Annotated in this window: 23 protein-coding genes, 2 riboswitches and 1 other annotated feature; of the genes, 3 read left to right on the top strand and 20 right to left on the bottom strand. The window is 37.0% G+C overall.

Annotated features, from left to right (window positions below; translation table 11 throughout):
• Positions 1-151 precede the first annotated feature (151 nt).
• From LZP85_RS01550 to LZP85_RS01505, 10 genes are all read right to left on the bottom strand, one after another.
• Entirely contained in the window at positions 152-1027 is an 876-nt protein-coding gene (locus LZP85_RS01550; RefSeq protein ID WP_206783046.1) for a cation diffusion facilitator family transporter, read from the bottom strand.
• A gap of 394 nt (positions 1028-1421) precedes the next feature.
• Positions 1422-2150 carry a glycerophosphodiester phosphodiesterase gene (locus LZP85_RS01545; RefSeq protein ID WP_206783045.1) on the bottom strand — a complete coding sequence of 243 codons (729 nt, stop codon included), beginning with the start codon at positions 2148-2150 and terminating at the stop codon, positions 1422-1424.
• A 68-nt stretch (positions 2151-2218) separates the two neighbouring features.
• Entirely contained in the window at positions 2219-3559 is a 1341-nt protein-coding gene (locus tag LZP85_RS01540; protein WP_025908482.1) for an ABC transporter substrate-binding protein, read from the bottom strand.
• Positions 3560-3572: 13 nt separating this feature from the next.
• Positions 3573-4385: a carbohydrate ABC transporter permease gene (locus LZP85_RS01535; RefSeq protein WP_206783044.1), complete on the bottom strand. Its 813-nt coding sequence runs from the start codon at positions 4383-4385 to the stop codon at positions 3573-3575.
• Positions 4382-5311, bottom strand: coding sequence for a carbohydrate ABC transporter permease (locus LZP85_RS01530; protein WP_078990280.1), 930 nt, complete (start codon positions 5309-5311; stop codon positions 4382-4384). Before LZP85_RS01530 ends, LZP85_RS01535 begins: the two co-directional genes overlap by 4 nt.
• On the bottom strand, positions 5308-6429 hold the full coding sequence (locus LZP85_RS01525) for an ABC transporter ATP-binding protein (RefSeq protein WP_025908479.1): 1122 nt from the start codon (positions 6427-6429) through the stop codon (positions 5308-5310). The genes LZP85_RS01530 and LZP85_RS01525 overlap by 4 nt, the downstream gene beginning before the upstream one ends.
• A 37-nt stretch (positions 6430-6466) precedes the next feature.
• Positions 6467-7054 (bottom strand): glycerol-3-phosphate responsive antiterminator, encoded by a 588-nt coding sequence (locus LZP85_RS01520; protein ID WP_226639685.1) that lies wholly within the window; start codon positions 7052-7054, stop codon positions 6467-6469.
• A gap of 243 nt (positions 7055-7297) precedes the next feature.
• Entirely contained in the window at positions 7298-8296 is a 999-nt protein-coding gene (gene bioB, locus LZP85_RS01515) for a biotin synthase BioB (RefSeq protein ID WP_025908477.1), read from the bottom strand.
• 151 nt (positions 8297-8447) lie between these two features.
• Positions 8448-9998: a hypothetical protein gene (locus LZP85_RS01510; protein WP_206783042.1), complete on the bottom strand. Its 1551-nt coding sequence runs from the start codon at positions 9996-9998 to the stop codon at positions 8448-8450.
• Between the two features lie 166 nt (positions 9999-10164).
• Positions 10165-11577 carry a sigma-54 interaction domain-containing protein gene (locus LZP85_RS01505; protein ID WP_224840308.1) on the bottom strand — a complete coding sequence of 471 codons (1413 nt, stop codon included), beginning with the start codon at positions 11575-11577 and terminating at the stop codon, positions 10165-10167.
• Positions 11578-11893: 316 nt separating this feature from the next.
• Between LZP85_RS01505 and LZP85_RS01500 the strand changes: the two genes are divergently transcribed.
• Entirely contained in the window at positions 11894-13342 is a 1449-nt protein-coding gene (locus LZP85_RS01500; RefSeq protein WP_119543564.1) for a GntP family permease, read from the top strand.
• 88 nt (positions 13343-13430) lie between these two features.
• Here LZP85_RS01500 and LZP85_RS01495 read toward each other — a convergent pair whose 3' ends face one another.
• From LZP85_RS01495 to brnQ, 6 genes are all read right to left on the bottom strand, one after another.
• Positions 13431-14231, bottom strand: a complete 801-nt coding sequence (locus tag LZP85_RS01495; RefSeq protein ID WP_119543565.1) for an EcsC family protein — start codon at positions 14229-14231, stop codon at positions 13431-13433.
• Between the two features lie 62 nt (positions 14232-14293).
• Complete coding sequence (locus tag LZP85_RS01490; protein ID WP_119543566.1) at positions 14294-14893, bottom strand: DedA family protein; 600 nt, start codon at positions 14891-14893, stop codon at positions 14294-14296.
• 187 nt (positions 14894-15080) lie between these two features.
• Positions 15081-16112 carry a sporulation integral membrane protein YtvI gene (ytvI, locus tag LZP85_RS01485; RefSeq protein ID WP_025908472.1) on the bottom strand — a complete coding sequence of 344 codons (1032 nt, stop codon included), beginning with the start codon at positions 16110-16112 and terminating at the stop codon, positions 15081-15083.
• 236 nt (positions 16113-16348) lie between these two features.
• Positions 16349-17629, bottom strand: a complete 1281-nt coding sequence (locus LZP85_RS01480) for a glutamate/proton symporter GltT (protein WP_076513350.1) — start codon at positions 17627-17629, stop codon at positions 16349-16351.
• Positions 17630-17725: 96 nt separating this feature from the next.
• Positions 17726-17872, bottom strand: a riboswitch (cyclic di-AMP (ydaO/yuaA leader).
• Positions 17873-18043: 171 nt separating this feature from the next.
• A complete protein-coding gene (locus tag LZP85_RS01475) occupies positions 18044-18868 on the bottom strand; it encodes an undecaprenyl-diphosphate phosphatase (RefSeq protein ID WP_025908470.1) in 825 nt (274 codons plus the stop codon).
• A gap of 149 nt (positions 18869-19017) precedes the next feature.
• The gene (gene brnQ, locus LZP85_RS01470; protein WP_234561944.1) at positions 19018-20358 is read right to left on the bottom strand and encodes a branched-chain amino acid transport system II carrier protein; all 1341 of its coding nucleotides are present in this window, start codon (positions 20356-20358) and stop codon (positions 19018-19020) included.
• A gap of 105 nt (positions 20359-20463) precedes the next feature.
• Positions 20464-20706: a binding site (T-box leader), on the bottom strand.
• Between the two features lie 173 nt (positions 20707-20879).
• On the opposite strand from brnQ, the gene LZP85_RS01465 reads away from it, so the two are divergent.
• Positions 20880-21167, top strand: a complete 288-nt coding sequence (locus tag LZP85_RS01465; RefSeq protein WP_025908468.1) for a hypothetical protein — start codon at positions 20880-20882, stop codon at positions 21165-21167.
• 54 nt (positions 21168-21221) lie between these two features.
• Positions 21222-21334: riboswitch (TPP riboswitch) on the top strand.
• Between the two features lie 117 nt (positions 21335-21451).
• Entirely contained in the window at positions 21452-23218 is a 1767-nt protein-coding gene (gene thiC, locus LZP85_RS01460) for a phosphomethylpyrimidine synthase ThiC (protein WP_025908467.1), read from the top strand.
• A 38-nt stretch (positions 23219-23256) separates the two neighbouring features.
• Here thiC and LZP85_RS01455 read toward each other — a convergent pair whose 3' ends face one another.
• From LZP85_RS01455 to asd, 4 genes are all read right to left on the bottom strand, one after another.
• Positions 23257-23700: a VanZ family protein gene (locus tag LZP85_RS01455; RefSeq protein ID WP_119543568.1), complete on the bottom strand. Its 444-nt coding sequence runs from the start codon at positions 23698-23700 to the stop codon at positions 23257-23259.
• Between the two features lie 351 nt (positions 23701-24051).
• A complete protein-coding gene (locus LZP85_RS01450; protein ID WP_234562220.1) occupies positions 24052-24276 on the bottom strand; it encodes a Ger(x)C family spore germination C-terminal domain-containing protein in 225 nt (74 codons plus the stop codon).
• 50 nt (positions 24277-24326) lie between these two features.
• On the bottom strand, positions 24327-25298 hold the full coding sequence (locus LZP85_RS01445; RefSeq protein WP_119543910.1) for a spore germination protein: 972 nt from the start codon (positions 25296-25298) through the stop codon (positions 24327-24329).
• A gap of 92 nt (positions 25299-25390) precedes the next feature.
• A complete protein-coding gene (gene asd, locus LZP85_RS01440; RefSeq protein ID WP_119543909.1) occupies positions 25391-26239 on the bottom strand; it encodes an archaetidylserine decarboxylase in 849 nt (282 codons plus the stop codon).
• Between the last annotated feature and the right edge of the window lie 13 nt (positions 26240-26252).

Raw genomic sequence — 26252 nt, 5'->3', positions numbered from 1 at the left:
CTCACCCTTCTACATTACATTCATTAATTCACTGTCCTCTTTTATAACGGATACTTGTCTGAAAATGTGAAGAGTTTTAAAATACTTTTTTCTAACAATCAATTTTTCTCAAAAGAAAAAAGAGTGCTTTCCCTAAAGAAAAACACTCTTTTCACGTTAACTTTCTTGATACATCCGGCTCAATATGTACCAGCGTATCTTTAATTTGATACTCGTCGCTCATCATATGTTCTATCTTATCAGCAATTTGATGACTATTAATGACGTCTAGATAAGGATCGACCTTCACCGTTACATCTAAAACAACGTGATTCCCTAGCATTCTTGCTTTAACATCGTGAACTTCATTAACTCCGTGAACTTCAGAAATAACTTCTTTATAATGCAACAACTGCTCTTGATCAAACCCGTCTGTAAGGGAATGTGTCACTTCTTTAAAGATTTCTACAGCCGTCTTACAAATGATCAGTCCAACAATGATAGCTGCTACCAAGTCAATCCACGGTAATCCAAACTGAGAGCCGACAATTCCAATAACAGCGCCAATGCTGACTAATGCATCTGATAAATTATCTTTTGCTACGGCTCGAAGCGACTGACTGTTTAGCTTATTAGCAAGCATAATGTTATAACGATAGACAAAGAACATAATAACTGCGGCTGCCAGCCCTACCCATGCAGCTAACAGATTAGGAGCTTCTACTTCTTTTAGAAAGATAGATTGTCCTGCATCAGCAAGAACTTGTAAACCAATAACCATCATAATAAATGACGCGATTAAAGAAGCGATATGCTCTGCACGCGAATGTCCATATGGATGATCATGATCTCGAGGCTTTTGAGAGATTTTCAATCCAACTAATACAGCGATTGAAGCAATAATATCCGTTACGTTATTTAAACCATCCGCTTTTAAAGCGAATGAACTAGTAATGAATGCAATGACTAACTTACAAATTGATAATGTAATATATGAGACAATGCTAACCCATGCACCTTTTTGAGCTTGTTCATAATAATTTTCCACACTGTTCGCAACCTTTCTCAACAAAATGAGCAAAACTAGTGTACCAAACGAGTTTCGTGTGGGTCTATAGAAACATTGTTGACTCTTAACACGTAAATAGAGCCTATTAAACTATTTAGTTTTATGGAAAAGAAGTTGTATTTGTACAACTTGAAAAGAGGCTAGGCCATAACTAAATGATTCTTTCTCAAATACGAATCATGACGTCTCTACAATCGTTAGGTTGTAAGAACAAATTCGTTCCATCATGCTACAGACAATCCTTCTATTCTAATAGTTTTTTAACTTATTTTCGAAACCAACAAAAATATCCGAACTACCAAAAGGATTTACCTCTCAACAGTTTGGATATCTCATCAACTGAAATAATTATGTCCCAGCCTTTCTCATTTACTTATATCCTGCTACTCATTTCCAAATCATCCGTCATAATAACCTCTACACCTTCATTGATAAGCTGAAGAAACAAATGCTTGTCGTTAACCGTATATACGCGAAGCTCTAGTCCAGACGCTTGTGCTCTTTTTCCTTCTGCTGAAAATGCATACTGAGGCTCACAGTGAAGGCCACTTGCCTGAATAGTCAAAGCTTTTTCAACCGCTTTGTTATCGATTCCTTCAAATAGAAATCCTAGTGAAATATGTGGATGTATAGACCTAACTTTCACCAAGCTTTTGTAGTTAAAAGATGAGATAACGACTTGGTTCACAAGCTCATACTCTTCTATAAGCTCTAGCACCTTTTCTTCCAGAGCTTCATACGCTATCACATCATTTTTTAGCTCAATATTAAGGATTAACTGACTCTTTGTACTAACTATCCATTCAAACACATCTCGAAGCGTAGGAATAGCCTCCTGGTGAAACGCCTTATGAAACCAAGTTCCGGCATCAAATAAAATAATTTGCTTTAAGAAAAAGTCTTGAACATAGCCGATACCATTAGTAGTTCGATTTATTTCTTCATCATGAATAACAACGACTTCTCCATCTTTTGTGAGCTGTACGTCTAATTCAATACCACTTACGTTTCTCTGCCTAGCTTCTTCAAATGCTCGCATCGTATTCTCTGGAAATTGGCTGCTAAACCCTCTATGAGCATACACCTTTGTTTTTTTGATCATACCGATTCCCCTTATTATGTAGAATAAAAGCCCGCTTGATTTTTCATAAACGGGCCTTATACCATTTCTTATTTTTGATTCGCTGCTTCAAGAGAACGATTGGTCTCTTCTGCTGCTCGATCTAAAGCTTCTTGTGGTTTAACACCCTGATATAAACTTTCCATCCCCGATACAATTTTCTGACGAGATTCTGGGAAAACAGAAATCAGCGCACCTTGTGTTGCTGGAGACGGCTTTGTCTGGCTCAATTGGTCAACCGTTACTTTTAATTGAGGATATTTCTCCCATTCCTTTTTTACAATATCTTGCTCGTATGCTTTTGGATTAATAGCAAAATACCCTGTTTCTACATGCCATTTCGCCTGAGCTTCAGGTGTTGCAAGATATTTCATAAAATCCCATGTTGCCTTTTGCGTTTCTTCACTGATTCCATTCGACATCCATAAAGAAGCTCCCCCAATAATAACGCCTTGGCGATCTTCTTCTTTTGGAACTGGTAAATAGGCTACCCCCACTTCGAACGGCGCATTATCAATCAACGTTTTGACACCTGCTGATGAATCTAAGAACATCGCAACTTTCTTCGATTGGAACGCAGCTCGAATGTCATCCCAATTCTGACCTACATTATAAAAAGTACCGTCGTTATACATATCTGAAATCAGATTAAAAGCGTTTAACCCTTCTTTTCCATTAAATACTGCTTTCTCAGCGTTACCGTTGCGTCCGTTTTCATTATCAACATACAAACCGCCTTGTGCAGCTACTAGCTCTTCAAAAAACCAACCATAATTTAAAATAGAGAACCCGTACTGCGTTGTTTGATTTCCTTTTTTCTTTGTTAATTTTTCTGCTGCTTTTTGTAGCTCATCATAAGTCGTTGGTGCTTTTTCAGGATCTAACCCAGCTTCTTTAAATGCATCTTTGTTATAAACAAGAACAGGCGTTGACGAATTAAAAGGCATTGAATACTGTTCACCATCTACTTGATAGTAGCTTGAAATATTTTGTTCCCACTGAGAGGTATCATAGTTTTCTTCATCAATAAACTTCTGAACAGGCTGAATTTTCCCGCTATCAATCATATATTTTGTTCCTACTTCAAATGTTTGCATAACAGCAGGCGCATCTTTTGTGCCTGCTACCGTGTTGAATTTTGTTAATGCCTCTTCATACGTTCCTTGAAACATTGGTTTTACTTCTACTTCATCCTGTGACTTATTGTAATCGTCTACCATCGTATTTAAAACTTTTTCTAAGTCACCACTCATCGCATGCCAAAAGACAACTTCTGTTTTACCATCCTCTGTTTTCTTTGTTTCTTGTACTTCAGAACCACTACTCGAGTTTGAACACGCTGCAACAAGCATTAACATACAAGCACTAAGTATTGCTAACCATTTTTTCATCACTGTCACTCCCTTATTTAATTGCACCTTGTGTAAGACCTTTTTGAAGTCGTTTTTGACCTAAGAATAGAAGCAATAATGTCGGTAAAATCACCACAACAACCGCTGCCATCACCACCCCCCAATCAGTTGAAATCTCTTGTGTTTGCATTTGCTTTAAACCAATTTGTACTGTTCGTGCCTCTTCAGTGTTGGTAACAAGAAGTGGCCACAAGTACATGTTCCAAGTCGTTAAAAAGCTATAGACTCCTAATGTAACTAAGCTCGTCTTTGAAACTGGTAGTACGACATTCCAAAAAAATCGAAATCGACTAATTCCAGCAACTTGAGAAGCTTCATACAGTTCATGAGGGATTGTCTTAAACTGTTGTCGTAATAAAAACGTTCCAAACGCTAAAGCAAAAAACGGAATCGTTAAGCTAAGATGGCTATTTAACCAACCAAGCTTTTGAACAGTTAAAAAATTTGGAACCATCGTCGCTTCCCACGGTATCATCATCGTGGAGATAAAGAGAAAAAATAATGCTTCTCTCCCTTTAAATGAGATAAACACAAAAGCAAAAGCAGCAAGACTGGAAACAATAATCTGACCAAACATAACTGAAATGGATACGATAAAACTGTTAAGTAAATAGTGTAAAAGCGGAACTCGCTCAAAGGCCGCTCTGTAATTATCGAACGTAAAGGAAGTTGGTAAAATCTTTCCTTCTAGTACTTGTGCCCCGGTCATAAAGCTGATGGAAAAAGCGTATAGAATGGGAAATACGATAATGAAAGTCGATATAATTAGCAACGTATACGTGATAAACTTTCTGGTTTTGCTCATTGATAGTGAACCTTCCTTTCGCCTAGTTTAAATTGAAGGACGGTTAAAAGCAGAATGCAAAAGAATAAGATAACGGCCTGTGCACTTGCAGATCCAACATTATAATTGATAAAGGCATCTTTATAGATAGAGTACACGATTACGTTTGTTGAATCTGTCGGACCTCCTTTGGTTAAAATGTCGATTTGGCCAAAGGTTTGAAACGCGTTAATAAACGAAACGGTAATGATAAAAAAGAGTGTTGGAGATAGCATTGGAATTGTGATTTTCCTTAGTTGATACCAATAACTTACCCCTGCAATTTGTGCGTTTTCATACAGCTTTTCATCGATATTTTGCAACCCACCAAGCAAAATTAAAAATGTAAAACCAACGTTCATCCAAATGGTTGAAATCGAAACTGCAATAAGCGAAAACTTTGGATCAAGCAGCCATTGAACTCCTTGAACCCCTACCGTATTGAGGACTTTATTTATAATGCCAATGGCCGGATTGTACATAAACATCCAAATAACAGATGATGCCGCTACGCTCATACCCATTGTCGATGAAAACATCGTGCGAAAAAAGCCAATTCCTTTTAACTTTTCATTGGCGATTAAAGCTAAAAATAAAGCGATAATAATCCCAATGGGGACCGTGTATAAAACAAATAAAAAGGTAGCTTTCATACTTTGTAAGAAATTAGGGTTCGATAGTAAATTCACAAAGTTATCCACCCCTACAAACCTTATGGGAACACCTTGACTATCTGTTATAAATAGGCTTAAATACAGCGTGCGAAGCATAGGATAGAAAAGAAACACGCCAAATAAAAGGATAGACGGCAATAAGTAAATTAAGCCTTCTAACAACGATGAACGTTCTCGAGAAGCAGGCTTTTGTTGTATCACCTCAGCATTTGATAGCTTTGGTATAGCACTCATGCTAACTCCTCCTCAACCGTATGTGACGTAATATGCTTTGTATCTTGATGCACGCATTCACCGGTTTCAGAGTGAAATAAAAAGATATCTTTCGGATCAATATAAATCGGAATCTCATCACCGACAGCAATGTTCCATTGACCATTCCATCTTGCAACCCATTGTTCAGTTGAACCAACTGTAAAAGTAATTAGTGTTTCCGTTCCTAAGATTTCTACGTTTACAACCTTTACTAACAGACTTGGCTCTTCCCCTTTTGCCAGCTTCACTTTTTCTGGTCTTACCCCAACGATTAAATCTTTGTATTCCGTCATCAATTCAATAGACATGGGGTATGAAAGTGACTGGCCCTGTTCAAAGACCAGCTGATGTGAATGCACCTGTACCGTTGCTAGATTCATAGGAGGCCCTCCAATAAATGAAGCAACGAACGTATTGTTAGGTGAATTATAAATATCTAAAGGCTTTCCTACCTGTTGGATATGTCCACCGTTTAAAATCATCATGCGGTCTGCCATTGTCATAGCTTCTGTTTGATCATGTGTTACATAAATCATTGTGATACCTAGCTTGCGCTGAAGCTGCCGAATTTCGGACCTCATTTTGGCACGAAGCTTTGCATCTAGATTTGATAATGGTTCATCCATTAAACATATGGGTGCCTGCGTAACAATTGCTCGTGCTAGCGCAACACGCTGACGCTGTCCACCAGAAAGCTGTTTTGGTTTACGATTCAAAAGTTGGTCAAGCCCCAAAAGCTCAGCAGCTTCTTGACAGCGCTTTCTTTGCTCTATTTTAGATATCTTCTTTGTATGCAATCCAAAGGTGATGTTTTGTTCTACGGTTAAATGCGGATATAACGCATAATTTTGAAATACCATTGATAAGTTGCGCTGACTTGGTAACAAGCCATTTGCTTTTTCTTCTCCAATAAACAAATTTCCTTCTGTAATTTCTTCAAGTCCAGCAATCATGCGGAGCATCGTGCTTTTTCCACATCCAGATGGTCCAACCAAGACGAAAAATTCTCCTGCTTCAATGGTGACGTTGATATCGCTAATGACATTTGTTTTTTGATCGTATGATTTTTTAAAATTTTGCAGTTGTACTCTCTTCATATCATCACTCCCTTTTTTACTTTACGGACCTAGACAATCATTCATGACTATTTTGTGTCTTCCATAACCAATTTCTACCTGTCGATACTGCTACTGCTCCACTTTGTAATGCTTGATCGATATGTCGTTGATTTTGAATGAGCCCTCCTGTAATGAGTGGACAAGAGGTTTTTACTTTTAACTTTTCAATCATTTCGGGTATTAAAGCTGGCATAATTTCAAGAGCATCTGGCTGGATTTCTTCAACCACTTTCAGCCCGTTTGCTACCGCGTCGGTATCCACCAAAAACAAACGCTGAATAGCAATCAAACCTTCTTTTTTCGCAAGCTGGATTAGAGAACTCTTTGTTGTCACAATTCCGGTAGGCTTTACGAACTTTGCAATAAATTTGAGACCCTCTTTGTCATAACTAATTCCCTTTATCTTCTCCAAATGTAAAAACACAAAGCGGTCATGTTCCGTTAATAGCTCTACATACCTTTTAATGACGCTAATGTTACCTGTAAGAAGAAAAGCCGCTTTCACTTCTGATTCTAAAAAGAGCTCTAGACTTTTCGGCGTTTTAACGGATGCAATCATTCGATCTCTATTTAAATAAAATTCGAATTCATTTATTCTATCCATGCGTACAATCACCTCAGATAAAGTAAATAAAAAAGCCATAAAAAAACGGATAGATCTTTCATTCTATTGTTTTTTCATGGCTTCTCTTATTCATAACCGGTTATCTATTCACTTGTCTTTCACAGTTATTATGTTAGCTTGTCTATATAAAGCCACTGTGAAGAAAGTGTATAGTTTTGTAAAGGTGGAATAGATGTTTTGTAAACAAAAAAAGAGCGATTACAAAGATGTAATCGCCACTTTTTATAGTGCACACTCTTCAATCTCAAACCCTAAATCTTCAATCAGCTGCCAATCTGACGTTGGCTCTTGTCCTTCTGTTGTTAAATAATCTCCAACAAAAATCGAGTTAGCCGCAAATAGCCCTAGTGGTTGTAACGAGCGAAGGTTAATTTCTCGGCCGCCGGAAATACGAATTTCCTTTGTCGGATTTACAAATCTCATCATCGCTAAAATTTTTAAACACTGCATCGGAGTAAGGGATTTTTGATTCTCTAACGGTGTGCCTGGCACTGAAACTAGGAAATTACACGGAATAGAGTCTGCATCTAACCTATTTATCTCAAAAGCTATATCTACTCGCTGCTCCTCCGTCTCACCCATTCCAAAAATAGCACCTGAGCAAGGAGATAATCCGGCTTGTTTTGACTTTTGCACGGTATCAACTCGATCGTCATAACTATGTGTAGAACAAATTTCATCATAATGATCAGCGTGTGTGTTCAAGTTATGGTTGTAGCGATGTACGCCTGCATCTACTAGCCTAGAGGCTTGATCATCATTTAAAAACCCTAAACAGGCGCAAATCTTCAAATCCGTTTCTTCACGAATCTGTTTTACAGCACCAATAACGTGCTCTACTTCTCTATCCGTCGGACGACGTCCTGATGCAACAATACAGTATGTACCCGCTTTACGGCGCTTTGCTTCAAATGCACCTTCAACGATTTTTTCTTGTGTTAACCAAGCATATTTATCAATTGGTGCCTCTGAAATAATAGACTGTGAACAGTAACCACAGTCTTCCGGACACAGTCCTGACTTTGTATTAATAATCATATTTAACTTTACTTTCCGTCCATAGTAATGGTGCCTAATTTGATAAGCGGCATTCATAATGTTTAAAATTTGTTCATCTGGAACAGTTAGTATTTGGTGAGCTTCTTCTTTTGTTAGGGCGTATCCTTCTTCAATAACCTGATTAGCTAGTTTTCCCCAATCCTTTATATAGGCTGCTTTCATGGCAATCCCCTCCCTCTAAATATGTTAATCTATATAAAATAAAAGTTAACATTTACCATAGATAAATGTCAACAAAATATATAAATAAGTTAACATTTAGACAAACATAAAAAAGCAGGTATCTTTAAAAGCTACCTGCTAAACCACTTTATTATAAATCTCTTTTAACCAATTGGATAACGCCAGATTTCAGACATCTGAATGTATGAAATCCTGAACTTAGAAATTGATTTTCACTATGAACCAACTTCCCTAAACAGTTAAATATCTTTATTTGCCATGTTCCACCTGTTAGCTTTACAATCATCGTCTCTTCTTCCGATCCGTTCACAATTGTACATAACTGATTATCTTTCTTTAACTGAATAGCAGTAGAATCATAGCGCACTATTAAACTCTCATTCTCATGCTGTACGCTCATAACCGCATTCAACTGGGCTGAACTAGCTCTTATCTTTTTAACATTTAGAAGGTTGCTATGATTCTTCCAAAATGTAATCCAATAAGATAATAGCTGAGAGTGTTCATAGCTTAAGTGCTTTAAGTTAATACTAACATGCGGAACTGCAAATAATGTGTTAATTAAATAGAGTGAGGCATTTTCTGCACTTTCATTTTCGTGCCATTGAATAATAGGTGATTGAATTGATTGATTTGGATACAAATACCGCAAATTTTTTATGTGTAATCGTTCTACCGCTCGATCACCCATCATGAAAGAAGAGGGAAAACTATAGTGAAGCGATTGCTTATCAACCATAAAACAGCCAACTTCTAAAACTTGAACCCCTTTTTGAAGGCTAGTAATATGCTTTAATAAACGATAAACCATATGTTCCGTGTCGTCACAATCAGAACTCGCTTGTACTCGAAGCTCTATTCGGTCAAACTTCCACTTATCTAAGAGCTGCTGCATATGTGTTAAGATATGTAGCCTCCTCGCGCTAAACTGCTCATTTGTGAGATAAACAGACAATGTGTAGTCCAGCTCCATTTGATGAATGTGCCCAATATGTTTTTGAATTGAAGCATCATGTTCCCTATCCTCTAACAAATCTTTTACTACTTCATACGAGACTTCAGCAACGATTCGTTCAAAACCAAGCTGCTTAGCTATATAGACATTTTCTTCAATTTCTTGGATTTCTGAAGGAAACGCACCTGTACATACATAAGTGGGAGAAGATACATGTTTTTTCGAAAAGTGAGCAAACACATTTCCTTTGTGTTCATGCCATTCTTTTAACTCTACTAGAGACTGTTCATATGGAATATCTCGTGTGTCGATGCGAATTTCGCACTCGTATTCTGCATTATTTAAAGGTATCTCCACCTGAAGGCTAAAGTTCATTGTCATTTTTGCTTGATCAAAGGCCATAAAAAGAGCAACATACCTTGATGTATCTGAACAGGTTACGCTATACCGATTTTCACCTTGATCATTATAAAAGCTATTAAGGTACGGTAGCTTTCTCATATCCTGGTCATCAAAACGTATACGAGACTGATTGAATAGCCAATAGCCATGAATATCCGTGCATGGATTTGTCCATTCTAACGATAGTTTTGCCCCTGCAGTCGCATGATTATTTTTCACCTTTACTTTTACCAAATGAATACCATCTTCATTTGTTTCATCTAATAGAACATGCATGGTTGGTGATTTGATAACTTCAAAGTTCAAATATTGTTTTACAGCCATTTTCTTACCACCCTCTTGTAAGCGTATACAATCTATTCCATTACTTTTTTTGTTAGTTTTATTTTATGTGTAAAACTACTTTCTCTCAATGGTAAATAACTAACGAAATAAAAGTACTTTTTTGCTTTAAACAAAACAAGCATGATGATTTATGCGCATCATGCTTTTAATCAATTCCATATCGCTTACATTTATCATAAAAGCTTGTTTTACCAATTTCTAAGAGCTTAGCTGCTTGCTGTTTGTTTCCATTCGTACTTTTTAAAGCTTTTATGATTGCTTCTTTTTCGGCTTGTGCCACCACGTCCTTTAGTGATGGGACCTCATCCTTTTCTGTCATCACTAAGCCTTTGCTTTCTTTTTTTATATCTTGATTGCCTCCTTCAAGGTCTTGAAGATATAAAGGTAAATGAGATAAGAGAATAGTTTGACCATCTAAAATATTAACAGCTCTCTCCAATACATTTTCTAATTCACGTATATTGCCAGGCCACGAATGCTTTTGTAACTGCTGTAACACCTCGTTTGATAATTTGAGATTAGGGCGATGAAAGTGCCGCTCTAGTTTTTTTAACAGCACATAAGCAATTTCAGGTAAATCTTCTTTTCGCTCACGAAGAGGTGGGATATCAACTTTAATAACATTCAAGCGATAATATAAATCTTCTCGAAACTCACCCTTTTCCACCATTTCTTCTAAATTTCGATGGGTAGCGGCAATAATTCGCACATCAATATCGATGGTTTTTTGACCCCCAACTCGTTCTAGCTCTTTCTCTTGTACCACACGCAGCAGCTTGCTTTGCATTTGAAGAGGCATATCACCTACTTCATCTAAAAAGATTGTACCTCTATGAGCTAGCTCAAATTTCCCTTTTTTCCCTCCTCTACGAGCACCTGTAAACGCACCTTCTTCATACCCAAACAGTTCAGATTCTAAAAGTTGCTGAGGAATAGATGCACAGTTGACTCGAACAAGCGGAAAGAAGCACCGCGAACTCGCTTGGTGAATTGCGTGAGCAAATAATTCTTTCCCAGTCCCAGATTCTCCTAATAACAAAACAGCAGATTTACTGTTGGCCACTCTTTCAGCTAACTGTTTAGCCAAGAGAAACCTTTCATTATCTCCAATAAGATCTTGAAAACTATATTTACTTTCCGATTCGTGCTCAAGTTTTTTCTTATAATAATTTAATTCTTCTAATAGAGGCTGTATTTTTTCAGAATAAGCTAGCCAATCTTTAGCATTCCGAAACATTACCGTTCCCACAGCTCCAACTAATTCATTGTCTACATATAAAGGATATCTATTTGCAATCATCTCATTCCCTTTAATAAAATGAATGCTAGCTACTTCTGCTTGGCCTGTTTGAGTCACAATATGCATTCTTGAGTTTTCAATCACTTCTTGAACAGAGCGTCCAATTGCTTGTTCAACAGTCGTATGTAAAAACTCACAGTAAGCTTTATTTATATAAAGGATTTCCCCCTGAACATTTACTACAACGATCCATTCTGTTGCTACATTTAAAATCTCTTCAAACCATTTATCAGGAATTCGATTTTTATTAGCCATCATCGCTCCTCCTATGTACACGCTTCTACTATCTATTATACCAAACTCTCCTTGTACAATTGTTTTCATTCCGGAAAAACGGATTTTTTCCGGATTTGCGGAAGTAAACATCTCTCATATTCCGGTTTTTCGGAAATAAAAATTATACTTCTCTATATTTCTATTCAAATATCCAGACTTTGTTTATTATTGTCTGATTTTTAGAAGTTGGCACGAATCTTGCAAATATATTTCGTTAAGTAAACGCTTACATTATTTTTTATAAAAGGAGGATTATATCGATTTAATAAAGTAAAGAACGCTATGGGGGGGATTTGAAATGGAACTAGTTATTATCCTTTTATCACTTAGTCTTTTAATGTTTGTCGCATATCGCGGATTTTCAGTTATTTTATTTGCACCGATCTGTGCACTTTTTGCTGTTGTGCTAACTGAGCCAAGCTATGTATTACCTTTCTTTTCAAATATTTTTATGGAAAAGATGGTAGGATTTATCAAGCTTTATTTTCCCGTTTTCTTACTAGGGGCTATTTTTGGTAAAGTCGTTGAAATGTCAGGGTTGGCTGAAACGATTGCTAAAACAATTGTACAAGTTGTTGGTGCAAAGCGTGCAATTTTAGCTATTGTCATCATGGGAGCGATTCTAACTTATAGTGGAGTTAGCTTATTTGTTGTTGTTTTTGCTATCTATCCATTTGCAGCTAATCTATTTCGAGAAGCCAATATTCCTAAAAGGCTTATTCCAGGAACGATTGCATTAGGTGCCTTTACGTTTACAATGGATGCTTTACCAGGTACTCCACAGATTCAAAACGTTATTCCAACTACTTTCTTCAAAACTGATATTTATGCTGCACCGATGCTCGGTATTATTGGAGCCATTTTCGTCTTACTTGTAGGGATGAAGTATTTAGAAGCTCGTCGTAAAAAAGCAGAAGCTGCTGGTGAAGGATACTACGGCTTTGACCACGAAACTGCAGCTGCAGCTGAGAAGCTAGAAAATGATGTAACAACAGGAGAAGAAGAAACAAGTACGAAAAGTGAAAAACCAACCTTGCCTCGTCAAATCTTAGCGTTTGTACCACTCATTTTAGTAGGTGTTATGAATAAAGTATTTACAATGGCTTTGCCTGTTTGGTATCCAAATGGCTTTGATTTTACTGCCATTGGTCTTGACTCCTTTGGAAAAGTTGAGCTTTCATCTGTACTTGCTATTTGGTCAGTTCAAATGGCTCTAGTAGTAGGGATTATTGCGACACTACTGTATGATTGGAAAAAGGTAAAAGTAAACTTTCAAGCAGGTCTTAACACCAGTATCAGCGGGGCATTGTTAGCTTCTATGAACACGGGTGCTGAATATGGTTTTGGAGGCGTTATTGCTGCTCTTCCAGGCTTTGGTGTTATTAGTAAAGGAATTTCCGAGACATTTACAAATCCACTTGTTAACGGTGCTGTGACTACAACAACATTGGCTGGTATAACTGGTTCTGCATCAGGCGGTATGGGAATTGCATTAAGCGCTATGTCAGAAAAGTATTTAGCGGCAATTAATCAGTTTAATATACCACCTGAAGTGATGCACCGCGTTATTTCGATGGCATCAGGCGGTATGGATACACTTCCACATAACGGTGCTGTTATTACGCTTCTTGCAGTAACAGGTTTGACTCACCGTCAAGCATATCGAGATATTTTTGCAATTACGATCATTAAAACGCTAGCGGTTTTTGTCATCATTGCACTTTACACTTTCTTCGGTATTGTTTAAGGTAAAAAGCATCCTTTCTTAGTAGCAAGGATGCTTTTTTATCGACATATTTCCCTAGAAATAATGTTATTTCGCAGGAAATGTCTTATTATGACTCTTGTAAATTCTTTTCTTGTTCTAATCGTTCTAAGATGCGGCGTTTACGATAAAGCATCGTCCCTATTTCTCCAATGTCTCCAATCGCCTGCTTATTTACATAAGCACCGAAGATCATACCTGCTATAGGAATCATTTGAAAAAGTTTTTTCCATCCCCAGTTATCTCGATAAGTCGTAAATACCTCTCTCCAACCTTGAAGCTGCGATAAGCTTTGTTCTCGCTTCCCTTCTGATAGCTCTTCTAAAATTGCTCGCTTACCTACAATGTCAGAGGATGAGAACTGCATGCACTTTACCATAAACACACGCTCTTCTTGTTTTGTCGGGTCGTATCCATAGGAAACAGCTACTTCTTGTAGCGTTTTTAAAGTTAGCCCTAGTACAAACGGTACATCAATAGCCAGCGTGAAGATACCACCAATTCCAGTCGTAGCACCTTGAATTTTAGCATTTTTTTGACGTGCCTCCACAAAGGCATTTGCTAACTCATCCATTTCTTGAATAGATAACTGCTGAATATCCGTTAATGTTAAATCTTTTTCTTTTAAGCGTTTAGATGCTTTTTCTAACGTAGCGGAAGTATTAGCTAAATATTGGCCTCCGTTATCAATGTACTTAGCAACCTCGTCAAGAAGCTTTTCTATTTTTTCGTGGATAAACCTAGGCGTGACTTTATCAAGCGCTGCAAAAGGTAAGCGAAGCAGCTTTTCCCAAAAGAATAGTCCCTTTTGACTTTTTTCCCACTTTTCAATCTTCTTTAATTCTTTAGCCAGCTGTTCAGTCGTTTCCATATGCTTTCCCCTTTCTACATAAAGCGCCCAGACAACTAATTTGCTGGACGCTCTCTTTTCCCTTATGCTTTTTGTTTCTTTTTCACATATTTAAACGTAAAGAAAATAATAATGATAACTAATAGTCCAATTCCAATCGGCTGCATATATTGAGATACAATAGGTCCAACATCTTCCCATTTTGGGCCTAACTTATAACCCAGATATACGTAAAGAGCCGTAATTGGTAACATCGCTACAAACGTGTAAATAGAAAATTGCCAAACGTTCATTTTTGCCATTCCGCAAGGAAGCGAGATGGCTGTACGTACTCCAGGAATAAAGCGACCAAAAAAGGCTACTCCTGCCCCATATTTATTAAAAAATCGATCTGCTGCATCGATTTCCTTTTCTTTTACTAGAAAATACTTTCCATATTTTAAGACAAGTGGACGCCCACCATAGCGACCAAGAGCATAAAGTGTTAATGGTCCAAACACGCCTCCAACTGTTCCTGCTAAAATAGCTAAATAAAGGTTCATGTCACCTTGATATACCCAATATCCTACGAGTGGTAAGACTAGCTCTGCTGGGACAAATTCAAACGTTAGCGCTAAGATAACGCCGAAATACGAAAGTTGCTTAAGCGCTTCTACTAGTGATAAAACAATTGTTTCTAACAAACGACTTCCTCCTTAGTTAACTTACTGCTCTATAACAAAACGTGATATTTTAAAGCTTCACAAGTCATAATTGTATATTAATCCCCTTTAATTGAAAAGTAAAAAAAGAACGAATGCTGTCAATCTAACGAATTAACGAGTCGTTCTGTAAAAAATCCCAACAAAAAAAGCACTAGATTACTAGTGCCTAAATTTTAAAGTTAATTTGGATGACGCCAACTTTTCGAAGCGCATCATATAAGATGACAAGAGCTGGACCTAAAAACAGCCCCACAAACCCTAGCAATTTAAATCCAATATACAGGCTAATTAACGCAGCTAAAGGAGAAATTCCCATGTTTGTTGAAAAAACTTTTGGTTCTACAACTCTTCGAACGACGGTAATCACCCCAAATAAAATAAATAGACCAATTGCCAACGAGTCTTGACCTTGAGTTAAAGCAAATATTCCCCATGGAACTAGAACGGAACCTGTTCCTAGAATTGGTAGAATATCAACGATAACGATTAAAAGACTCAATAAAGCCGTGTACGGAACATTTAATAGCCATAGCCCAACATAAGCCATCACAAATGTTAAAAGACTCAATACAATCTGAGCTTTAATGAAGCCAACACCTGCTTGCATTAATTGCGTAATAACAATCTTTGTTTTATATTTCGTTTCATCTGTTAAAAACGATTTTACTTTTTCTTTTATGTTCGGTAGCTCTAAGCTAATGAATACTAAAGCAACTAAATAAATCAGAAATTCTAGCAAGAAGCCTGGAACGGTTGCAGCAAAGCTAATAATTAACTCAACGGTTCCTTTTAATAGTGTATCCAATGAATTAATGGTGCTTTCGATTGCGTTTTCAATGGATGAAATGACTTCTGTAGGAAGAGCGTTTGAATAATACTTCCACTTAATAATGTTAGGATAAATTGTTGTTTCATAAAGCTCTTTTACAAAAGAAGGCGTAACTTTTGAGAGAGCCACTACTTGCGTTACAATTGTACGAATAATAAAGAAACCAATTAATGTTATGGATACAACATATAATAAAAACGCTACTAATACAGCATAGATTCGACTAAACTTCAAAGAATGCTGCAACTTTTGAATAAGACCTTCTAGAACAATTGCTGTTAATAATGCAAAGACAATTGGTAAGCTATAAGGAATTAAAAAACAAGCTGCAATAATCGATACAATAATTGCTATGCGCTTCTTCCACATATGTAAATGCCTCCCACGCTTTCTTCCTAAATTCACTCACATGCCACATACTAGAGCACGCTCAGCTTGTTTATTTAAAAACATATCTGTTGTTACCTACTATAATTATAGGTTTAATTTCTTTATTAATAAAGAACTAATCAAAAAATTATCAAAAAAGCTACTTACCTGTTCATAAAAATAGAACCGGTAAGTAGCCTTATGCATTAAGCATTGTTACGAGATTAGAAGATACATTAGCTAGCTACTTTTGCCTCTCTCGACTGTTTCATCACTTCATTAGCTTTTATAGGATTGTACTTGCCTTCAGACTTAGACATAACAATTCCTGCAATTGTGTTACCCATTAAGTTTACAACTGTACGAGCCATATCCATAATTCGGTCCACACCGGCAATGAATGCAAGACCTTCGGCTGGAATTCCAATCGTACCTAACGTTGCTAATAATACAACAAATGATGTTCCTGGAACGGCTGCCATCCCTTTTGAAGTAATCATAAGCACTAGGATTAGCGTTAGCTGTTCGACAATTGTTAAGTCAATTCCATAAACCTGTGCCAAGAAAATAGCGGCAATTGCTTGATACAGCACAGATCCATCTAAGTTAAACGTATAACCAATTGGGATAACAAACGATACAATAGCTTTTGGACATCCCATTTTTTCTAATTTGCCCATAATACGCGGTAATACCGTTTCTGAACTTGATGTACTATATGCTAACAGCAATTCATCTTTTAAATAACGCATTAATGTAAAGATATTTACACCAGCCCATTTCGCAACCGCTCCTAAAACCACAATTAAGAAGAACAGTAAACCAGCGTGAACTAGAATAACAAGTTTCGCTAGAGACATTAATGATTCTAAACCAAACTTAGAAACAGTTACACCAATGAGAGCAAAGACCCCGATAGGAGCAACTTTCATCACCATGTTAACAACATGGAACATCGCATGAGAAACGCCATCAAAAAATTGTAAAACAGGCTTTCCACGATCCCCAATAGCTGCTACACCTAATCCAAATAACACGGAGAAAAAGATGATGGCTAACATGTCACCTTCCACTAATGATTGGAAGAAGTTCGTTGGAACAATATGAAGGAACGTTTCTGCAACGGATTTCTCACTTTGTTCTTCACTTGTCTCTACGTACTGGTTAATATCAGTCTTTTGTGCAGATTCAATGTCCACTCCTACACCTGGTTGGAAAGCATTAGCCAATAAAACACCTATAATGATTGCAAACGTTGTGATGACTTCAAAGTAAATGATAGTCTTAGCACCTAATCGGCCTACTTGCTTGCCGTTACCAGCGCCCGCAATACCAACAATTAAGCTTGAGATAACAATTGGAATAACAATCATTTTAATCAGGCGTAAGAATAAGTCGCCCAGCGGCTGTAAATACGTTGCTACTCTTGGATCATTAAACCAAATAACACCAACTAGAATACCTAAAATTAAACCAACAAAAATTTGTGTTGCCATGCCAAACCGCAATTTTTTCATATGTGCTCTCCTCTCTGTTGTAAAGCGATTTTATTTTTTCTGAAAATTAAAAAAAGACCATTCTAAAAGAAAGAATGGTCGACAAAAAGACAATGTTCTTTCTCTCAATAAGCAGACGAGGTTAACTGTCGGATTCGGGTTTGAGAGTACCCTACTTTCACTCAGGAAAGATTCACCCCAAGGCATATGATATACCAAATTTGTGGTTCCCCCGCTCTAATTTAGATTAAGCTTCTTATTAAATTATTTTTCTAAAATATTATACAGAATTAATGTTTTATTCAATAAGAATAATTTATCTGTTTTTCGAAAGCTTGTCAATTTATTTTTATGACTCAAAACTTTTTAACTATATAAATGCCAAAATATAAAACAGCCTTGGTTCTAAATGTAACCAAGGCTGTTTTATCATTCTTAAAAGAATACAAGATAAATAGCAACTGCTAATACAATACGATAAATAGCAAAAGGTACCAATTTTATTCGATTAATTAATTTTAAGAAAAAGCGAATGGAAACAAGCGCTACAATAAAAGCACTAATAAAGCCGGCAATGAAAAAAGGCAATGCATCAATCGTGAAATACTGCCAGTTTTTGATTAATGATAACCCACTAGCTCCTGCCATGATAGGAACAGCCATAATAAAAGTAAAATCAGAAGCTGCTCGGTGACTCATGCCTAAAAGTACCCCACCTGAAATGGTAGCACCAGAACGCGAAAATCCTGGCCATAGAGCGATACACTGAAACAATCCAACACCAATGGCTTGACGATAGGTCATTTGATCTACCGTTTCTGTTTTTGGAATTCTTGAAGCAAAGCGGTCTGCAATAATCATTAAAATTGCTCCTGCAATTAAGCTGACTAACACCGTGTTCAACGAGAACAAATGCTTGTCAATAAAATCTTCAAATAAGAATCCTAATACAGCTGCCGGAAGCAAACCAACGATAACTTGAGAAAGTTTTAATCGATTTGTTACCTGTTCATATTTCTCATTTTTACGATTTAACCCTAATAGATTAATAAAACGATTTCTAAACAAAACAACAACGGCTAGGATCGAGCCTAATTGAATGACAATCTTAAATGTATTAGCAACCTCTGGTGAAAATAGTTCTTTTGAATTCAGCCATAAATCATCTACAATAATCATGTGTCCGGTCGATGATACAGGCGCAAATTCAGTTAGACCTTCTACAATTCCTAAAATAATCGCAACAATAATTTCCCACATTTTTACTCTACCTTTCAAGATTACATAATTTTTTCATCTTCATAGCAAACGTGAATATTCGCTTTTTATCATAATTGTTTGCTGATAAAAACACAATCTTTATTTGAAGAACAAAAAAAGCCCAAACTGGGCTTTTTTTATGGACAATCTTATTTACTATATGATTTAACTTGTTTTGAGTGAACTACTTTACCTTTTAGATTATATAAGCTAAGAAGATAACCGCCCATAGCCCCAGCGATTGCTGGTACTAACCAACCAAATCCTGTGTTATACAATGGCAAAGTCTTTACAAGTCCCCCCCAAGCACCTAAGTTTAACCCTGACTGAAGACAAGCGTCCGTTACGCTTACAATTCCAACGAATAAAATAGATAAAGCATATACACCTTGCTTTCCTTTGATTAAAGAATTCGTTAATGATAGAACAATTAGCATAATAGCAACAGGGTAAATAGCTGTTAAAACTGGAACTGAAATTTTTAGAATCATGGTTAATCCTAAGTTTGCAACAAGTAAACTAAATACGGCAATTGTACTAACCCAAACCTTATATGATACTTTCGGTACTAATTGCTCAAAATACTGACTGCATGAGGTTAATAATCCAACAGAAGTTGTTAAACACGCTAGCGTAAATACAACTCCTAATAGAACAGCTCCGAACGGTCCAAAAAGCGTAAATACAATGTTCGTTAACGTTATTGCTCCATTTGCTGCATTGGCATGACTAACAGATCCTAAATATGCCAGCATAAGATAAATAATAGCTAGCAACGTTCCTGCAATTACTCCTGCACGAATAGATGATGACATAATACTTTTCGTACTAGTCATTCCTTTTTGCTTCAAAGCCATTGCAATGACAATTCCAAAGTTTAGCGCAGCAATTGTATCCATGGTCGCATAACCATCGGTAAATCCAGTAGCAAATGCTTTTGTCACATAGTTACCTGCAGGTTGACCAGCCGGCTCAAAAGGATAAGAAAGGGCACGAATAAAAATAAGTGAAATAAGAACTAATAAAACTGGCGTTAATACTTTCCCAAAGCGGTCAACAAGCTTTGAAGGCTTTAAAGCTAACCAGTAAGCAAGTGCAAAATAACAAAACGTATATCCAAACAGCGCGGCTTTTACATTTACTCCTTCAGGTAAAAAAGGCTGTACGCCCATTTCAAATGCTAAGCTTCCTGCTCGTGGGATTCCTAAAAAAGGTCCAATTGCTAAGTAAATCATGACCGTAAATACAACGGCGAAAACTGGGTGGACTCGGTTTGCTAATGATTGAAGACCATTTGATTTTGCTACAGCAATGACACCCAGGATTGGTAGCCCCACAGCCGATAAAATGAAGCCTGTAACAGCTGGCCACAATTCACTTCCAGCAGACTGTCCTAAAAATGGAGGGAAAATTAAGTTTCCTGCTCCAAAAAATAATGAGAATAGCATTAAACTAATAAACAGTGTATCTTTTCTTGATAAAGCATTCATGTGAGTTCCTCCTAGATTGTTTGTACTGCTGATTTTTCTGTCTAATGTCAATATCACTTTCCACTCGAATCACTCCTTTTTATACACAAAAAAATCCCGTCCCTAAAAAGGGACGAGATATAATTCTCGCGTTACCACCCTCGTTCTGCTAAAAACAGCAGCACTCGCCAACGTACGTGTTCATACGTGTTCCTTCTAACGGTGGACGTCCGAATATACTTACTATAAAGCTTCAGCATATTTTCTCAGAGATGATTTTCAGCTAGGAACTGTACGCTAACTTTCAGCAAACGTTAGCTCTCTGGGGAACAGTTTTCATAACCTACTCGTTCTCTTCAACGAATTTATAAGGTGTTTTAATTGAATAAAAATATTCTAACAAAACTTTTCAGATTTGTATACAAAAATTAAAATATTTTATCAATTATTTTTTTTCCCATTAATAGTCAGTCTATAAAATGAAACTTCTAGCTAATTCGTTCGTATATACTACTACATTACTTAATAGGAGGCTCTTATACATGAGCGGAAATGTACGTGTTATGAAATGGCTAACGGCTGGGTATGAAGCATTTTTAGGTATTCCTCTAATTGGTGGTGCATTCATCATAAGCTTTTCATGGGGACCTTTAGTATTTGCTTTTTTCCTACATGCAATTGCTCTATTTTTATCTCATAAAGAAGGTCGTTCAGCTTACGGAAATATTTTGGGTATGGTGACATCATTTGTCGGCGTAATCCCAGTTGTGGGAATGGTTATGCATATTATTACCGCTATTGTTATTGCATTTGAAGCAGCAAAAAGATAAATAACCGCTTGCATTTTTTCCTAATGATGGTAGAATGAAGTCGTCAATTAAATGATTTTCTACTAGGGGTGTCTGATTACACAGACTGAGAGAAGAGTTATTGTGCTCTTTAACCCTTTGAACCTGATTTGGGTTATACCAACGTAGGGAAGTAGTCTTGAAAGAACGGTGTTTTATGCTGTTTTCTTTTTTGTCTATTCCATCGGGCTCTTACATAGAGCCCGATTTTTTTGTTCGGTATAGCTTATTTTCTCAAAATCTACTAGCATAATGGAGGAATAAGTATGTCTAAAGAACAAGTAATCATTTCAATGCAACAGCCGTTTCCAAACAGTAAAAAAGTATACGTGCAAGGGACTCGAAGTGATATTCAAGTACCGATGCGCGAAATCCACCTTTCCCCCACTGTAAACGACCGCGGTGAAGAGCAAAACACCCCCGTTCGCGTTTACGATACAAGCGGCGTATACACCGATCCAGCCTATAGTGTAGATTTAGAAAAAGGACTGCCACCTTTACGCAAACCATGGATTGCAGAACGAAACGATACTTTTTCCTATGCTGGCCGTACCGTTCAAGCAAGAGATAACGGCTATAAAGAAGGCGATCAACGGAACGAAACGAAAAGCTTTCCCCTTATTAATTATTCACCACAAAAAGCAAAGGATGACAGAAACGTCACCCAAATGCATTATGCAAAAAAAGGAATTATCACTCCTGAAATGGAATTTATCGCAATTCGTGAGCAAATGAGTGCAGAAACGATTCGTGAAGAAGTTGCAGCAGGGCGTGCAATCATTCCCTGCAATATTAACCATCCAGAAGTTGAACCAATGATTATTGGAACAAAGTTTCACGTGAAAATTAATGCAAATATCGGAAACTCTGCTGTTCATTCATCAATTGAAGATGAAGTTGAAAAGATGACGTGGGCTACAAGGTGGGGAGCAGATACAATTATGGATCTTTCAACTGGTAAAGACATTCATAAGACGCGCGAATGGATTATTCGAAATTCACCCGTTCCTGTTGGCACTGTCCCAATCTATCAAGCTTTAGAGAAAGTTAATGGCATAGCAGAAGACCTATCTTGGGAGGTTTATCGTGATACACTCATTGAACAAGCAGAACAAGGAGTTGATTACTTTACAATTCATGCAGGCGTACTGTTGCGCTATATTCCACTAACTGCTACGCGAACAACCGGTATTGTCTCACGGGGTGGTTCCATTTTGGCTCAATGGTGCTTAGCACATCACCAAGAAAACTTTTTGTATACACACTTTGAAGAGATTTGCGAAATTTGTAAGCAATATGATATCTCAATCTCACTGGGAGATGGCCTGCGCCCTGGTTCAATTGCTGATGCGAACGACGAAGCTCAATTTGCAGAGCTTGATACGCTTGGCGAATTAACAACAATTGCGTGGAAGCATGATGTTCAAGTAATGATTGAGGGTCCTGGACATGTGCCAATGCATCTGATTAAAGAGAACGTTGACCGACAAATGGAAGTTTGCCACGAAGCACCATTCTATACCCTGGGACCACTAACAACTGATATAGCACCGGGCTATGACCACATTACGTCTGGTATTGGAGCTGCAATGATTGGGTGGTTTGGTACAGCAATGCTTTGTTATGTAACCCCAAAAGAACATTTAGGCCTCCCGAATAAAGAAGATGTTCGCGAAGGTGTAATTACCTATAAAATTGCTGCTCATGCTGCTGATCTTGCAAAAGGTCACCCAGGTGCCCAAATTCGTGATAACGCGCTTTCAAAAGCTCGATTTGAGTTTAGATGGCATGACCAATTTAATTTATCGTTAGATCCTGACCGAGCTCGAGAATACCATGATGAAACACTACCAGCAGAAGGTGCTAAAACCGCTCACTTCTGTTCCATGTGTGGACCTAAGTTCTGTTCAATGAGAATTTCTCACGATATTAGACAGCTAGCGGATGAAAAACAGCTCGTTGATTTCGCTAAACAAGGCATGAAAGAAAAATCACAGGAATTTATTGAAAAAGGATCTAAACTTTACTCTTAATAAAAAACACCGAGATAGGTAGCTATTTATCTCGGTGTCTATTGTTTCAAAATAAGTCTTTTAAAGAAAAAGAGCAGCTTAACTAAAATCCATCCGACAAGTGTTCCAATTGAATTTAATAGAATATCATCAATATCAAAGACTCGCTCTGTTAACTCATATTGTAAAATTTCAATAGTAAAACTAATTAAAAAACCCGTCACAAACACTTGAATAAATCCATCAAATGATTTCATAAAAAGTGGTATAAACATTCCAACCGGAGCAAACATTACAATATTACCTAATACATTCACCACTGCTAGCTCCAAGTTTCCACTGTCCCACATGAGCTTAATTGTACTGAATAAGCTTAAATTCATAGCTTGCCCATATACTTGCTCATTTTCTTTAATTAGCGTTACGTAAATAAGTGCCACACCATATATAATAAACAGGAAAAACAATCCTTGTTTTACTTTTTTCTTTGTCTTATCCGTCATGCTTTTTCCACACCTTTTCTGTCCTTGCCGTCTGCTTTTACTTCTATCATATTGTACATGCTATGTATTTATGAAACATTCAGCTTACCTTATCCTATCACGTTACCTCTTTTTCTGGATATCAAACTTTAAAAATAAAGAGACTGGGACACAATGAAATGATTCCTTCTCAAAGATGAATCATTACTTTGTTATAATAGCTAGGTTGTAAGAACAAGTTCGTTCCCTTGCATTAGTTTTTTAAACTTGTTTTCGAGCCAACAAAAAAATACCCAAACTATCAAAAGCAGTTAACTTGTGATAGTTGGGATATATCATTAACTGAAATACTTACGTCTCAGCCTCTTGTAATTAATTAATGATTCCTCTATGAATCACTTCAACGGTTACATCCGGTTTAATATCAATTTGAGCATAATCCTTTTTCCATTCTAATTCTTTCCATACATCGGGGTGGTAAGCCATTAGTTCTCTTCCTACCTCTAAGAAATCACAGTTTGCTTTTTGAAGCTTTTCGACAACTTTCTCAGCTTTATTTTGAACATTTTTGTTAATATGATTTTCAATTTCTTTAATAAGATCTTCTGATCCAACTTCTCCATACGTAAACTCAGTAATACTGACTTTTAGTGAAATGAAATCGTAGCAATATATAATGCTGGTAGACTGATTGCCACAAAAAAACTAAAGATCCTCAACAATCGAAAGAAAGAGCCGTACAAAGAGCGCGTATTATAATCTTCTGGTGATTGATAGAATGTAAAAAAGCAAGAAGGCGCAACAATTGTGGATGATTTTCCTGCTGTCATAATTGCAATTCTTCCTTCTAATAAATTTCCCATCACGCGGTCTGGCCTTTCTGTATTAAGGAGCTGTGGAAATGGTGAGAAAGGTGAATTTTCTAACGCTTCTTCAATAATACTGCCACTTTCCACAGCGTCCACGTCAATTGATTCTAATCGTCGAAATACTTCTTCATAGTATTCTGGATTTGAAATTCCTTTAAGGTATAAAACAGCTACTCTCGTGCGCGAAATTGTACCGACTTCAAGGTATTTAACGATTAAGCTTCCATCTAAAAAACGCTGACGCATTAAGTTTATGTTTTTATCTAGATTTTCAACAAACCCTTCATGAGAACCGCGCACAACTTTTTCATCGATTGCTTGGCTAACTTCCCTAGATGCAGGAAGCGTAGCATCAATTACATATAAAATGGGTGTATCTTCAAGAAATAAAATAGCTCCTCCGCGACAGAGCAACGTAATGATTTCATGCAAATCCTGAGATTCGTTAACGGAACCGATTTGAATAACCTCTTTTGGGTCTCCTTCCTTTTCAAGAAGCATTGGTTTAATTACATGTTCGTTTAATTTCACCGAATCCATGAGCGGTACAAAATACATTAAAAGCGCTTTTTTACCATTAAAAGTTAGCCAGCGCTCGCCTAAATCACTTGTATAGTCTAAGTACTCTTGAATATACTTTTTATTTTCTTCAATTGTTAGTTTGAGCGGAATGTTGATAGATGCTGGATCTTGCTTTGGTACGCTTGCTTGCTTTTGTTTTTTCTTTTTGGGATAACGTTTAATCAGCATCAAATCCACCTCAATTCTAAATAGTTATACTTTCAGTGTTTCTAAATTTAGAAAGATTATGTAATTTAAACATAAAAAAGAAGATTTGGTGTTTATCCCAAATCTCCTGACTTATACGTTCCAATCGGTTCCCCATATTTTAATTTTGTTCCACGTTCCAATGTATTCGTTAGCTTTACCTTATCTCTTTCGAACAAAAGGACTACCGTTGAGCCAAACTCAAATAACCCCACTTCTTCTCCTTTTTCATAAAAGGTATCGTTAACAGATGTCGTATAATATTTTCCATTCTTTACATTAGTCGTATGATTTCCGTATGGTACCCGGACACTTCCAACAATAAATGCGCCTACTTTAACAAGCGCTATTGTTCCAGCTTGCGTATCCACATATGTGATCAATCGCTCGTTTTTTGTGAATAGCCCGGGAACATGCTCGACTCCGATACGATTAACCGGGAACAAACGTCCTGGTAAATATGTTGCTTTTGTGACCGCTCCTGAAAGCGGCATATGAATGCGGTGATAATCGCTAGGGCTTAAATAAATGGTTAAAAAAGTTCCACCGTCAAACCTTTCAGCTTCTTCTTTCGTACACCCAATCAGCTGCTCTACTCGATAATCAATCCCTTTTGCTTGAATAAGAGTTCCTTCCTTAATATCGCCATATTCTGCTACTTTTCCATCTACTGGACTGGAAAGAGTATATGGATCGGCTGCGACTTCTCGGGCTTCTGCTTTTAGCTTTCTCGTGAAAAATGCAGTGAAATTAGGATAAGAGCCTAAAGATTGTTCCATTTCATCTAGATTAATTTTATAAATTTTGCTATATGGCTTGATGATATATCTACTAATGCTTGAGCGTCCTAACACCCCTACTCCACGTGAAATCGCATTTTGCGGTAATATTTCAATGATTTGCTTTGCTATTTGATTAATCATTTCCTATAACATT

It is taken from the genome of Priestia flexa (genome assembly GCF_021441905.1).
GTDB classification, from domain to species: Bacteria; Bacillota; Bacilli; order Bacillales; family Bacillaceae_H; genus Priestia; species Priestia flexa.
The sequence above is the reverse complement of the archived record's forward strand: the minus strand, read 5'-3'. Positions and strand labels throughout refer to the sequence as shown.